Source organism: Pseudomonas sp. Eqa60, from assembly GCF_018326405.1.
GTDB lineage: Bacteria > Pseudomonadota > Gammaproteobacteria > Pseudomonadales > Pseudomonadaceae > Aquipseudomonas > Aquipseudomonas protegens.
The window spans coordinates 6,765,391-6,779,398 of record NZ_AP024342.1 but is presented as its reverse complement, the minus strand read 5'-3'; the positions used below and the strand labels follow the sequence as shown (position 1 = coordinate 6,779,398).

Sequence of the window (14,008 nt, the reverse complement as noted above, 5' to 3'; positions counted from 1 at the left end):
GATGCATCCTTTCGACGATTCGCCAGGGCAGCCGTCCCCGCCCAACGACCGTACCCAATTCATGCCGCGCCCCGGTGGCCGTGCTCCCGAGCCCGGGCGCCCAGCTGTTGCGCCCGCGCCGTCGCTGGCCATGCCGGCGGCGCCGCTGCCGGCCGGCCAGGCCCGTGGCCTGAACCCCCTGGAAAGCGCCGCGGGCCCACTGCTGGCCTTGCTCACAAGGCTGCGCAGCACCCTGGCGCACCCGGCGCCGGCCAGCCTGCGGGCGCAACTGCTGGCCTACCTGCGCCAGTTCGAGGAGCGCGCGGAAGCGGCCGGCGTGCCGCGCAACGACGTGCTGCTGGCGCGCTATGCGCTCTGTACTGCCCTGGATGAAGCCGTGCTGAGCACGCCCTGGGGCAGCACCAGCGACTGGGGCAAGCAGAGCCTGCTGATCACCGTGCACAACGAGGCCTGGGGCGGCGAGAAGGTCTTCCAGCTGCTGGAGCACTGCCTGCAAAGCCCGCGCGAGCGCCTGTACCTGCTGGAGCTGTTGTACCTGTGCATGTGCCTGGGTTTCGAAGGCCGCTACCGGGTGATGATCGATGGTCGCAGCCAGCTCGAGGCCCTGCGCGAGCGCACCGCGGCCACCATCCGCAGCGCCCGTGGCGAGCACGAGCGCGAGCTGTCGCCACACTGGCGCGGGGTCACCGTGGCCCGTGACCGGCTGGCCCAGTTCATGCCGCCCTGGGTCGGCATCGCCATCGGCGTGGCCCTGCTCCTGGCGCTGCTGTTCGGCCTGCGCCTGAAACTGGCGGCGGACGCCGAGCCGGTGTTCAAGAACATCCATGCCCTGGGCGAGATCCCGGTGCAGACCCTGGACCGCCCGGTGATCCAGCCGAAGATTGTCGAGCGTCCGCGCCTGGCGGGCTTCCTCGCCGAGGACATCAAGGCCGGGCGGGTGGCGGTGGAAGATGCCGTCGACCGTTCGGTGGTGACCATCCGTGGCGACGAGCTGTTCGCCTCGGCCAGCGCCAGCATCCTCGACGACTACCAGCCGCTGATGCTGCGCATCGCCGACGCCGTGCGCAAGGTCAAGGGCCAGGTACGGATCACCGGCCACAGCGACAACCGACCGATCGCCACCTTGCGCTTCCCGTCCAACTGGAAGCTGTCCCAGGCGCGGGCCGAATCGGTGTTGCAGATCCTCGCGGCGAAGACCGGGCAGCCGGAGCGCTTCAGCGCCGAAGGCCGCAGCGACACCGAGCCACTGGCAACCAATGCCACCGCCGAAGGGCGGGCACGTAATCGTCGGGTAGAAATCAGCGTATTGGCGGAGGGGGTCGAGTGAAGGCGTTTTTCAGTTTTGTGATTCGCTGGGTGATCCCGCTGCTGGGGCTGATCGCCCTGAGCCTGATCATCTGGTTCATTGGCCCGTTGCTGGAGTTCCTGGTACCGGAAGGCCGGCGTTGGGCGCTGATCATTTTCATCTTCGCGCTATGGATCGGCTACCGGGTGTTTTGCATCATCCAGGCCCGTCGGAATGCGGCCAAGGTCTTGCAGAGCCTGGCCGCCGACACCCCGCCGGACCCGGACAGCGTGGCCACTGCCGAGGAACTGGCCGCCCTGCGCCAGCGCATGGACGAAGCCCTGGCGCTGCTGAAGAAGGCCAAGCTCGGCGGTGACGAGCGACGCAATCTCTACGAGCTGCCGTGGTACGTGATCATCGGTCCGCCGGGTTCCGGCAAGACCACCGCACTGGTCAATTCCGGCCTGCATTTCCCCCTGGCCGCCCAGTTGGGCGCCGGTGCCGTACGCGGCGTGGGCGGCACCCGCAACTGCGACTGGTGGTTCACCGACCAGGCCGTGCTGCTCGATACCGCCGGCCGCTACACCACTCAGGACAGCCACGCCACGGTGGACAAGGCGGCCTGGCTGGGCTTTCTCGACCTGCTGAAAACCCAGCGCTCGCGGCGGCCGATCGATGGCGCCTTCGTTGCCATCAGCCTCTCCGACCTGCTGCTCGGCAGCGAAGCGGAGCGCGCTGCCCACGCCGCAGCGATCCGCCTGCGGATCCAGGAGCTGTACACCCAGTTGGGAGTGCGCTTCCCGATCTACCTGATGCTCACCAAGCTCGATCTGGTGCCGGGTTTCATGGAGTTCTTCGACTCCCTGAGCAAGGAAGAGCGAGCCCAGGTCTGGGGCATGACCTTCGCCCTGGACGACGGCAAGAGCGGTGACAGCCCCCTGGCCCACCTGCCGGCGGAACTGGCGGCCCTGGAGCAGCGGCTCAACGAGCGCCTGGTGGAACGCCTGCAGCAGGAACGCGACCCGGCGCGGCGCGACCTGATCTACGGCTTTCCGCAGCAGTTCGCAGCGCTCAAGGAATCCTTGCAGAGCTTCCTGGAAGGGGTGTTCAAGCCCAATGCCTTCGAAGAGCGGGTACTGCTGCGCGGGGTGTACTTCACCAGCGGCACCCAGGAAGGCAGCCCGATCGACCGCCTGATCGGCGCCATGGCCCAGAGCATGAACCTGGACCGCCAGCACCTGGCGCGGCAGACCGGCACCGGGCGCAGCTACTTCATCGAGAAGCTGTTCAGTGCCGTGGCCTTTGCCGAGCGCGGACTGGTGGGGGTCAACCCCAAGGTCGAGCGCCGGCGCAAATGGATCGCCCGTGGCGCCCTGGCTGGCACCGTAGCCCTGGTGCTGGTGGTCAGCACCTTGTGGATCATCAGCTACAGGGCCAACCAGGCCTACATTGCCCAGGTCGACCAGCGCGTCGGCCCGGTGCGCCAGGACGTGCAGAACCTCAGCCCGGCCCAGCGCGATGTGCTGGCGGTGCTGCCGCTGCTCAACGCCACCCGCCACCTGGCCGGCGACGCCCCGGGCTGGGCCGAAGGCCTGGGCCTGTACCAGGGCGACATGCTCGAAGCCGAGTCCGCCAGCGTCTATCGCAAGCTGCTGGTGGCGGTGTTCGCCCCACGGTTGATGACCCGCATCGAAGAGCAACTGCACAGCGGCGGCAACTCGGACTTCCTCTACGAGGGGCTCAAGGCCTACCTGATGCTGGCGGACAGCGAGCACTACGACCCGGACTTCATCAAGGCCTGGATCACCCTGGACTGGGATCACACCCTGGCCCGCGACCTGCCGCCCGAGCAACGCCAGGCCCTGACCGGCCACCTGCAGGCGCTGTTCGAGAAGCATCCGCCCAACGCACGCCTGGACCAGCGCCTGATCGACGACCTGCGCCGCCAGCTGCAGCAGCTGCCGGTGGCCCAGCGGGTGTATGACCGGGTCAAGCGCGCCAAGCTGCCGGACGGCGTGCCGGACTTTCGCCTCAGCGAGGCCGGTGGCCGTGACGCCGCGCTGGTGTTCACCCGCAAGAGCGGCAAGCCGTTGAGCGAGCCCCTGAGCGGGCTGTTCACCGCCAAGGGCTACCGCCAGGGCTTCCTCCTGGCCAGCCTCAACCAGGCAGGCACCCTGGCGGAAGAACAGTGGGTGCTGGGTCGCGATCAGGCCGACCAGCAGAACGTCGCCAGCCTTGCCGCCGACGTGCGCCGCCTGTACTTCCAGGATTACCTGCGCCAGTGGGACGCCTTGCTGGCGGACATCGACTTCGTGCCGATCACCAGCGTGGCCCAGGCCGCCGACGTGCTGCGGATTCTGTCCGGGCCCACTTCGCCGCTGAAGAAGCTGCTGGTGGCCGTGGCCAAGGAAACCGACCTGCAACAGGAAGAACGCCTGCTGGCGGCCCAGGGCCAGAAGGTCGAGGGCGGTGTGGACCAGCTCAAGCAACGCCTGGGTACCCTGCTGGGCCAGGAACAGTCGGCCAACCCGGCTGCCGTGGCCAGCAGCGAAGACCCGGTGAGCGCGCACTTCGCCGAACTCAACAGCCTGGTGAGCAAGGGCGAGGGCGAGCCGGCGGCCATCGACGGCCTGCTGGCGGACATGAACGCCCTGTACGTGCAGGTCAGCGCCATGGTCGGGGCCAGCGGCGACGCGCTGCTGGGCGAGGCCAAGAACCAAGCCAGCGCCGCTGCGGCGCGGGTCAGCCTGACCGCCGAGCGCCAGCCTCCGGTGGTCCAGGGGCTGGTCAAGTCGGTGGTGGGCTCCACCACCAACACCATGATGGGCGGGGTGCGCAACCAGCTGAACGCGGCCTGGGTCAGCGAAGTGGTGAACGTCTATCGCCAGTCCCTGAGCGGCCGTTACCCGATGTCGCCGGGCAGCTCCCGGGACGCGACCCTGGAAGATTTCGGCCAGTTCTTCGGCACCGGCGGGGTGATGGACAACTACTTCCGCAAGTACCTGCAGCCCTACGTCAACACCTCGACCACCACCTGGAGCTGGCAGCCAGGCGCGGCGCAGAAGCTGGGGATTTCCCCTGGCGTGCTGCAGACCTTCCAGCGCGCTTCGAACATTCGCGACGCCTTCTTCCGCTCCAGTGGCGGTACCCAGCCGGCCGTGCGTTTCGAACTCAAGCCGGTGGCGATGGACGCCAATATCAGCCAGTTCCTCCTCGACCTGGACGGCCAGCAACTGAGCTACGACCACGGCCCGAGCCGGCCGGTGGCCATGCAATGGCCCAACCCGGGGAGCATCGGCGTGGTGCGCCTGTCGATCATGCCGCCTTCGGCCACCGGGCGTTCCGGGATCACCCTGGATGGCCCCTGGGCCTGGTTCCGCCTGCTGGAGCAGTCGGACCTGACCGCCACCAATTCGCCGGACCGCTTCAACCTGCGGCTACGGGTGGACGGTGCGAGCATTTCCTACGAGCTGCGGGCCAGCAGCGCCTTCAACCCGTTCAAGAGCCGGGTGCTCAGTGGCTTCAGCCTGCCGGAGCGGCTATGACGGCGCCGGGCCTGTACGGCAAGTTGGCCAGCCGCGGCGATTTTGTCAGCCGTGGCCTGCCGCAGAGTTTCATCGGCCCCTGGGACAGTTGGCTGGCGGCGGGGCTGCTGGCCAGCCAGAACGCCCTGGGCGAGCAGTGGCTGAACGCCTACCTGATCAGCCCGTTGTGGCGCTTCGCCCTGGCCCCTGGGGTCTGCGGGCCCCAGGCGGCGGTCGGGGTGGTGATGCCGAGCATCGACCGGGTGGGGCGCTATTTCCCCCTGACCGTGGCTGCGCTGCTGGAGCCCGAGGCTGACCTGGCTTCGTTGGTCGGCGGCCCGGAGCAGTGGTTCGAACAGGTGGAAGAGCTGTTGCTGGCGACCCTGGAAGAGGGCGCCAGTTTCGAAGCCCTGGAAGAGGGCTTGCAGGCCCTGGGCGCGCCAAGCCCGGCCAGCCGGATCGAAGGCAGCCACTACGCCGGCCTGCAGCGGTTTTACGTCAGCGATCCACAGGCCCGGGGCGCGGTACTTGCAGCCCAGGCCTGCGCGGGATCGAGTGCCTGGTGGGGGCGCGGTTCGCAGCACATCAGCCCAATGCTGTTGCGCTGCCAGGGCTTGCCGCCGGCCAGTGAATTTGCGCAATTTTTGCTCGGACAAGAGGGTGCCGTCTAAATGCGTTCAGCGCCGCAACTGTCCTACCAGTCCGCCAGCTACAGCCATGTCGGCATGGTGCGGAAAATCAATGAAGACGCCTGGCTCGAAGCCCCGGAGACCGGCCTGTGGCTGGTGGCCGACGGTATGGGCGGGCACGCCGCCGGGGACTATGTCAGCAGCCTGATCGTCGACAGCCTGCGGGCGGTTCCGGCCGCCGACAGCCTGGACGACTATGTCGCCGCGCTGCGCAACGGCCTGGCCGCGGTCAACGCCGCGGTGCGCGAGGAAACCGCCAACCGTGGGGTGACCATGATGGGCAGCACCGTGGTGCTGCTGGCGGTACGCGGGGCCCGGGCCGTGTGCCTGTGGGCCGGCGACAGCCGCCTGTACCGGTTGCGGGACGAACAGCTGGAAGGCATTTCCCGGGACCACAGCTACGTCCAGGACCTGCAGGACAGCGGCCTGCTCAGCGAGGCCGAGGCGCGGGTGCACCCGCGGGCCAACATCGTGACCCGGGCGATTGGCGTCGAGGCCCAGCTGGAGCTGTCCCAGGTCGACCTGCAGGTGCAGGACGGCGACACCTTCCTGCTGTGCAGCGACGGCCTGAACAAGACCGCCGAGGACTTTGAGCTGCGTGACGTGCTCAGCCACAGCGAGCCCAATGACGTGGTGCGCAGCCTGATCCACCTGGGCCTGACCCGGGGCGCTCCGGACAACATCACCGCCATCGTGATCAAGGCCGCAGGACACTGACCATGGACATTCTGATTCCCGGCTTTGACATCCAGGGCGAAATTGGCGAAGGCGCCATGGCCAGCGTGTACCTGGCGACCCAGCGTTCCCTGGAACGCAAGGTGGCACTCAAGGTGATGGCCGCGGCGCTGGCCGCCGACCCGAGCTTCTGCGAGCGCTTCCTGCGCGAGGGCAAGACCCTGGCGCGGCTGTCGCACCCGCACACCGTGACCATCCACGACATCGGCAATGTCGGCGAGCTGTACTACATGGCCATGGAGTACCTGCCCAACGGCACGCTGAAAGAGCGCATCGCCGCCGGGCTGACCCCGGAGCAGGGCCTGACCTATATCCGCCAGATCGCCTCGGCCCTGGGCTATGCCCATGCCCAGGGGCTGGTACACCGCGATGTGAAGCCGGCCAACATCCTGTTCCGCGCCGACGGCACCGCGGTGCTCTCGGACTTCGGCATCGCCAAGTCCCTGGACGACCGCACCCAGTTCACCCAGGCCGGTTTTGCCGTGGGCACCCCGAGCTACATGAGCCCCGAACAGGCTCGTGGCCAGGACATCGACGGCCGCGCCGACCTCTATGCCCTGGGGGTGGTGCTGTATGAAATCCTGGTGGGCGAGCTGCCTTACAACGGCACCGACGCGCTGTCCACGGCCCTGGCCCACCTGACCGAGCCGCTGCCGGAGCTGCCGCTGCACCACGGTCGCTACCAGCACATCCTGCGCAAGCTGCTGGCCAAGGACCCGGCCGAGCGCTACCCGGATGCCGCCGCCTTGCTGGCGGCCCTGGACAACCTGCCGGCCGCCACCGCCGAGGTGGAAGCGACGCTGATCCAGCCCTTGCCGCTGCCACCCCAGGCTGCGTCGCAGCCTGTACCTCAGGGCAACGACCTGGCCGGGCTGACCCCGGTGTCCATCGAGATCCCGCAGCAGGCGCCCCGACCGGCGCCGCGCCGCGAGCCGCCCGAGGAGCCGCCTGCGCCGCCGCGCACGGCCAATCTGCCGCCAGCCGGCAGCGGGCCTTCCGAACAGCGGCGCGGCCCGGTGCTGGCCCTGGCCGGCGTCGCTGTGGCGGTGGCCCTGGCAGTGGCGGGCGCCGGTTACTGGTGGCTGTCGGGCGACAGCCCGGCGCCAGAACCCAAGACCGCCTCGACAGCCGGCACCACGCCTGCGGTGGTGGCGCCCCCGGCCAGTCAGCCGGTGGCCGCGGATGTCGACGGCGGCCAGCGACCGCTGCTGATGCCGGGCAAGAAAACCCTGTTCCAGCGGGTGCTGAGCAAGCCAGGGGCGAGTTTCTCCAGTGAGCCTGGGGCTGCGCCGGGCCAGGCGGTGCCGGCGTTCTCGGTGCTCTACGTGTATCAGCGCAAGAACCTCGACGGCCACTCCTGGCTGCGCCTGGGGGCCGCCAGTGACGGTCGCAGCGCCGGCTGGTTGCCGGCCGAACAGGTCAGCGACTGGAAGCAGAGTCTGGTGCTGAAATTCACCGAGCGTTCCGGTCGTGCACCGGTGATGTTCGTGCGTCAGGCCAGCGAGCTGGAGCGTTTGTTGGCGGACCCTGCGGCGGCCAAGAACCTGCTGCTCAAGGCACAGAAGAATCCCCAGGACGAACAGCAGGTGCTGGCCCTGGAACCCAACGCCAGCGCGGTGCCACAGGACCAGTTCTACCTGCTGCCGATCTTCGATTCCAAGGAGAGTTTCGACGAGAACGGCCAGCCGGTGCAGTTGCTCAATGTGGCTTCCATCGACCCGGGCAACAGCCCGCAGAGCATCAGTGACAGTAGCGGCAAGCGCCTGCCGGCCAATACTCCTCCGGCGGCCGGCGATGCCTTCCGCACTGCGGTGGTGCTGGTGGTGGACACCTCGGTGTCGATGCAGCCCTACATCGACCAGGTGCGCGATGTGGTGCACGAGCTGCAAAGCAAGATCGCCCAGCGCGGCGAGCTGGACAGCGTCAGCTTCGGCCTGGTGGGCTTTCGCAACAACACCAGCAAGACCCCGGGCCTGGAGTACGTGGCCAAGACCCTGGTGACCCTGGACCAGGGTCGCGATCCCCAGCGCTTCCAGGAGCTGGTGAGCCAGGTCAAGGCCACCAGCGTCTCCAGCCATTCGTTCAACGAAGACGCCTTTGCCGGCGTGATGCAGGCCGTGGAGGGCATGGACTGGAAGGGCTATGGCGGCCGCCTGATCCTGCTGGTCAGCGATGCCGGGGCGCTGCGCAAGAACGACCCTTACAGCCGCACCCAGATGAACGAGGCGGAAGTGCGCCAGGCAGCCCTGGGCAAGCAGATCAAGATCTACGCCCTGCACCTGCGTACCGATGCCGGCAAGAAGAACCACGCCCAGGCGGAAACCCAGTACCGGGTGCTGACCGCCGACGCCAACCCGAAGATCGGCGACCTGTACATTCCGGTGCCCGGCGGCGATGTGGGCAAGTTCGGCGAGCGGGTCGACGAGATCGGCACGGTGTTCGCCGACCTGGTGCATCAGGTGCGCAGCAACCAGAGCCAGGAAGTCCCGGTGCTGGCGGCGGCGCCGAGCATCGCGCAGAAGTCGGCGGCCATCGGCTACGCCATGCACATGGACTTCCTCGGCCGCAAGTCCGCCAGCCAGGCGCCCCAGCTGGTCAGCGCCTGGACCGCCGACCGCGACCTGACCAACCCGGCGCTGCCGGCGTTCCAGGTCTGTGTGATGCTCACCAAGCTGCAACTCAACGACTTGCAGCAGTCGCTGAAACTGATCGTCGACGCGGCGCGCAAGACCCAGACCTCGCCCAAGGATTTCTTCCAGGAAATCGCCAGCGCCAGTGCCTACATGAGCCGCGACCCGTCGGCCCTGCGCAAGGGCGGCAACCTGGCCGACGGCGGCGTGCTGGGGGAATACCTGGAAGGCCTGCCGTACCGCAGCAAGTCGCTGAACATGACCCAGGACCTGTGGCTGTCCCTGAGCGTGGCCGAGCAGGAAGACTTCATCGACGAGCTGGATTCGAAGATCCGCCTCTACGAAACCTTCCATAACGATCTGGCCAACTGGGTGCGCTTCGGTGATGCCGAGCCGGGTGATGCCCTGTACCGCGTTCCGTTGTCGACCCTGCCGTGATGCTCAATCTGGCGCAGGTGCACAAGAGCCGCGGCGAGGGTCGCCAACGCTACAGCCTGGTGATCCCCAGGCTGCAACTGCGTGCCGGTGATCAACTGGCGGTGGTCGGCCCCAGCGGTTGCGGCAAGAGCACGCTGCTGGACCTGCTGGCGCTGGTGCTGGCCCCGGATTCGGCGGCGCGCTTCGAGTTCTCCCCGGCCAGGGATGCCATCGACATTGCCGGGATCTGGCGCGGCGACGGCCACAGCGCGCTGGCGCAGTTGCGCAGCCGGCACCTGGGTTATGTGCTGCAGACCGGCGGCCTGCTGGGCTTTCTCGACGTGCGCGCGAATATCAGCCTGCCCCGGCAGTTGCTGGGGCTGGCGGACGAGGGCATTCCCCGGCGCCTGGCCGAGCGCCTGGAGATCGCCGACCAGTTGCACAAGAAACCCGCCGCGCTGTCGGTGGGCCAGCGCCAGCGGGTCAGCTGCGCCCGGGCCCTGGCCCACAACCCTCAGGTATTGCTGGCGGACGAGCCGACAGCGGCCCTGGACCCCTTGAACGCTCAGCGGGTGATGCAACTGCTGGTGCAGCAGTCGCGGGACCAGGGGGTGTGCTGTGTGATCGCCACCCACGACGAACCCCTGGCCCGGGCCAACGGCTTGCAGGTACGACGCATCGCCTGCCAGCGCGACGCCGATGGCGGAGTCACTGCCACGCTTGGGGAGGCCTGCTGATGCGCGCCTCCCTGACCGCGGCACTGGCCTGGCAGGACTACCGGGCCGACAGCTGGCTGTCGGCCTGTTCGGTGCTGGCCCTGGTGGCGGTGATCGCCCCCTTGCTGGTGCTGTTCGGGCTCAAGTTCGGGCTGGTGAGCAGCCTCACCGAGCGCCTGGAAAAGGACCCGGCGGTGCGCGAGATCATTCCCCTGGGCGGCGGGCGCTTCAGCGCCGACTTCATCGCCCAGTTGGGGCAGCGTCCGGACGTGGCCTTTGCCTTGCCGCGTACCCGGCAGATCGCCGCCACCGCGGACCTGTCCCGGGGCACGGGGGATATCGGCCTGACCGTGGAGATGCTCCCCACCGCGGCCGGCGACCCCTTGCTCGGGCGCTTGCCGGCGCCCCGGGGCATGAGTGGCGTGCTGCTCAGCCGCACCGCCGCCGAGAAGCTTGGGGTGCAGCCGGGGGACTGGTTGCAGGCGACCTTTGGCCGGCAGGTGGCGGGGCGCAGCGAGGTACAGCGGACCCGGGTCCAGGTGGAGGGCGTTCTGCCGCTGGAGGCCTTTGCCCGGGACGCGCTGTTCGCCCCGCTGGCGCTGCTGGAGGCCGCCGAGGATTACCGCGACGGACGCGCTGTGGCGGCCCTGGGCTGGCTCGGCGATGCCCAGGCAACTGCCGGGCAGCGGGTTTACCCGGCGTTTCGCCTGTATGCCCGCGACCTGGGGGATGTCGAGCCATTGCGTCTGTATTTCGCCGAGCGCGGCCTGCTGGTGTCGACCCAGGCCCAGACCATAGCCCAGGTGCAGTCCTTGAGCCGCAACCTGGCCATCGTCTTCTGGGTGATCGCCGGGCTGGCCCTGGCGGGTGCCTTCGCGGCGATCTTCGCCGGGGCCCTGGCGGCGGTGGAGCGCAAGCGCCGGGAGCTGTCGGTGTTGCGCCTGCTGGGGTTTTCCACCGGTGCGCTGCTGCTGTTCGTGGTGGCCCAGGCGCTGTACAGCGCCGGTTTTGCCGCGCTGTTGAGCGGCGCCCTGTATGGCCTGGCCCAGGCCGGGCTGAATCATTTGTTCATGCAGGCGCCCGGCGAATACGCCAGCCACCTGCTGCCGGCCCATTACGGGCTGGCCCTGTTGGCGACGCTGGGCGTCAGTACCCTGGCCGCCGCGCTGGGCGGCTGGCGGGTGTCGCGCATAGAAGCCTGTGAAGGAATTCGCGATGTATAAGTTGATCAGCACCGTGCTGGCCATGACCCTGGCCGGGGCCGTGTGGGCCGAAGAACCGGCGAACAAGATGGACAACCCCAAGCCGTTGCCGGACGACGTCAGCCTGCCGCTGCCCTGCGACGGCGAGATGGTGTTCCGCTACGTCTACGTGCTGGCCCAGGGCACCCTGGACGACCGTGAGGTGAACCTCGGCTACCCCTTCAGCGAGGGTGAGAGCGGTTACCAGCAGTCGTTCATTTCCGGCTATCGGCGGGACTACATCAACGGCCAGTTCACCCTCAAGGACCTGCCTGGCGCCTGGGGCAAGACCATTGGCCCGGCGCTGCCGAAAAGTGGCGCCGGGGTGCCCCTCAAGCCAATGCTGTATTTCATCGGCAAGTACGAGGTCACTGCCCGCCAGTACGCCCAGGTCATGGCCCAGGCCCAGTCCCTGGCCAGCGGTGATCCGGCCCCGGCCTGTGAGGCGCCGGAGGGCCTGCAGGGGCGCCTGCCCAAGGTCAAGCTGTCGCGCTTCGAGGCCGAGCGCTTTGCCGCGGTGTACAGCGCCTGGCTGATGAAGAACCACCGCGACCTGCTGCCGGTCAGCGGCCGTGGCAGTTCCTCGGAAGACGGTGGCCTGGGCTTTGTGCGCCTGCCCACCGAGGTGGAGTGGGAATACGCCGCCCGCGGCGGCCAGGCGGTCAGCCGCCAGGAGCTGGAAGGCCGCCTGTTCCCGCGGCGCGTGGAGGGCAGCGAAGACGACGGCCCGCTGGCGGACTGGGCGGTGTTCAACCAGGTGGCCGGCGGCACCGGCCAGGCCGCGCGCCTGATGCCCATCGGCACCAAGCTGCCCAACCCCATCGGCATGTTCGACGTGATCGGCAACGCCGCCGAGATGGTCCAGGAGTCCTTCCAGCTGGTGCGCGCCGGGCGCCGCCAGGGCACCTACGGCGGTTTCGTGGTCAAGGGCGGCAACTACCTGGAAGGCGAAGGCACGCTGTTCACCGGGATGCGCCGCGAGTACCCGCTGTTTGGCGCCGACGGCACTGAGCAGAGCAACGAAACCACCGGTTTCCGGGTGGCCATCGGCGCGCTGTCGGCGCCCCGTTCGCGCTACAAGGAGCTGTTTGCCCAGTGGCAGAAGGAGGGCCGCCTGGCGTCCCTGACCGATGCCATCGACGACGCCCAGGACCCCACCAAGCGCCTGGACGCCATCATCGCCGCCAGCGTCGACCCGCGCCTGCAGGCGGAGCTGGGGCTGGTCAACGAAGAGCTCAAGCGCAACGTCTCGCTGATCGCTCAGCAGCGCGAGGAAGCGGCCGGCAACCTGATCCAGTCGTCGGCCCTGGTGGCCGAGACCATCAACAACTACAACATCCGCCTGACCAACCTGAAGAAGAGCCAGCAGCAGGCCATCGATGCCAAGGACGAGCCCAGCGCCAAGCTGTTCGCCGAAGCCATCGACAACGGCCGCAGCGCGCTGGACGGGGCGGTGGCGATCTACATCGACAACCTGGCCACGGGCACCCGTTACACCGACGCGGTGATCCAGGCGCAATTTCAACGAATCAAGGAAGAGCTCAATCGCAAGCCGGTGCTCGGCAAGAGCCTGGTGACGCGCGCTACGTTATTCGTTCGCCATGTCGGGAATTATCGCCAACAACGGCGAGCCGACCCGGCGACGATTTTGAAGGAACTGCTCGCATCGACCGGTCAGAAGTCATGACCGGCCGCTGTCTGTCGAGCCTGGAGGATCTCGGACGACATTGCGTCGCGCCGAGTTGGTCAAACTTAATCGAGATCACGAACATGCTTTTTTCCCGCAACCCATTTGCTTCAACGTCCAAGCGTCACCTGCTGTTGGTTGCCGCCGGGTTCAGCACCGTATTGACCGGTTGCGCGACCTCTCCGGTGTCCAAGGTCGCCTCGACCACCAAGGTCGAGTACTACCCGAGCTGCTACGAGCCGGTGCAGCACCTGCGCGCCACGGATTCGGACATGACCAAGTCGGTGGTCACCGGTGCTGCCCTGGGCGCTGCCGGCGGCGCTTTGCTCGGTGCCCTGACCGGTGACGGCGACCACCGTGGCCGCAACGCCGCCATCGGTGCCGCAGGCGGTGCCCTGGCCGGTGGCGCAGCCGGTTACTACACCGAGCGCCAGAAGCAGATCGCCGACGACAACCAGCGCATCGCTTCCTACGCTGCCGACGTCAACAAGAGCGCGGCCGACATCGACCGCAGCACGGCCTATGCCCGCGCTTCCCAGACCTGCTACCAGCGCGCCTTCGACAGCCTGATCAGCTCCCGCAAGGCCAACACCATCAATGACGTGGAAGGGCGCAAGCGCCTGGCGGAAATCGTCAGCGGCCTGAAGGAGTCCAACGACCTGATCACCGCGGTGAACGGCCGTGCCAGCGAAGACCTGAGCAAGTACAACCAGGCCTACGAGCAGGATCTGCAGCAAGTGGGCGTGCAGCGTACCGACGTGGTGAAAGTCGCCACCGCCGATACCACCACGGTGACCACCGGTGGCAAGAGAAAACAGCCACAGAAGGTCAAGCAGCCCAAGCTGCCGACCGTGCCTCAGGAAGCGGTGAGCACCGAGAGGTCGATCCAGGATGCCAAGATCAAGCAGGCCGAGAGCAACAAGGTCGCGACCACCGGCCAGACCCAGGTCAACAGCATGTGCAAGAACCCGGACCTGGGTGACTGGGCACCGGTGCCTTGCCCTAACGTCTGAGTTGGCGATTGTCTGACAAGATGTCGCGATAAGCGTTGAACGCCAGCCGATCTCCGAGCAATCGAACAGAT

The 14,008-nt window shown here is 67.9% G+C and carries 9 protein-coding genes; all 9 read left to right on the top strand.

Annotated features, from left to right (window positions below; all coding sequences use genetic code 11):
• The first annotated feature begins 1 nt into the window (after nt 1).
• The 9 genes from KI242_RS30855 to tagQ all read left to right on the top strand — a co-directional run bounded on the left by KI242_RS30855 (nt 2) and on the right by tagQ (nt 13,937).
• A complete protein-coding gene (locus KI242_RS30855; protein ID WP_212805788.1) occupies nt 2-1,327 on the top strand; it encodes a DotU family type VI secretion system protein in 1,326 nt (441 codons plus the stop codon).
• The gene (gene tssM / locus KI242_RS30850) at nt 1,324-4,830 is read left to right on the top strand and encodes a type VI secretion system membrane subunit TssM (protein ID WP_053160448.1); all 3,507 of its coding nucleotides are present in this window, start codon (nt 1,324-1,326) and stop codon (nt 4,828-4,830) included. Before KI242_RS30855 ends, tssM begins: the two co-directional genes overlap by 4 nt.
• Nucleotides 4,827-5,480, top strand: a complete 654-nt coding sequence (gene tagF / locus KI242_RS30845) for a type VI secretion system-associated protein TagF (RefSeq protein ID WP_053160446.1) — start codon at nt 4,827-4,829, stop codon at nt 5,478-5,480. The genes tssM and tagF overlap by 4 nt, the downstream gene beginning before the upstream one ends.
• Nucleotides 5,481-6,215 (top strand): protein phosphatase 2C domain-containing protein, encoded by a 735-nt coding sequence (locus tag KI242_RS30840; RefSeq protein WP_053160444.1) that lies wholly within the window; start codon nt 5,481-5,483, stop codon nt 6,213-6,215.
• Between the two features lie 2 nt (nt 6,216-6,217).
• Nucleotides 6,218-9,301, top strand: coding sequence for a serine/threonine-protein kinase (locus tag KI242_RS30835; RefSeq protein WP_212805787.1), 3,084 nt, complete (start codon nt 6,218-6,220; stop codon nt 9,299-9,301).
• Entirely contained in the window at nt 9,301-10,017 is a 717-nt protein-coding gene (locus KI242_RS30830; RefSeq protein ID WP_011064245.1) for an ABC transporter ATP-binding protein, read from the top strand. The genes KI242_RS30835 and KI242_RS30830 overlap by 1 nt, the downstream gene beginning before the upstream one ends.
• The gene (locus tag KI242_RS30825; protein ID WP_015637478.1) at nt 10,017-11,219 is read left to right on the top strand and encodes an ABC transporter permease; all 1,203 of its coding nucleotides are present in this window, start codon (nt 10,017-10,019) and stop codon (nt 11,217-11,219) included. The genes KI242_RS30830 and KI242_RS30825 overlap by 1 nt, the downstream gene beginning before the upstream one ends.
• Nucleotides 11,220-11,241: 22 nt before the next feature.
• On the top strand, nt 11,242-12,924 hold the full coding sequence (locus KI242_RS30820; protein WP_230493612.1) for an SUMF1/EgtB/PvdO family nonheme iron enzyme: 1,683 nt from the start codon (nt 11,242-11,244) through the stop codon (nt 12,922-12,924).
• Between the two features lie 83 nt (nt 12,925-13,007).
• Nucleotides 13,008-13,937 carry a type VI secretion system-associated lipoprotein TagQ gene (gene tagQ / locus KI242_RS30815; protein WP_011064242.1) on the top strand — a complete coding sequence of 310 codons (930 nt, stop codon included), beginning with the start codon at nt 13,008-13,010 and terminating at the stop codon, nt 13,935-13,937.
• The last annotated feature ends 71 nt before the right edge of the window (nt 13,938-14,008 follow it).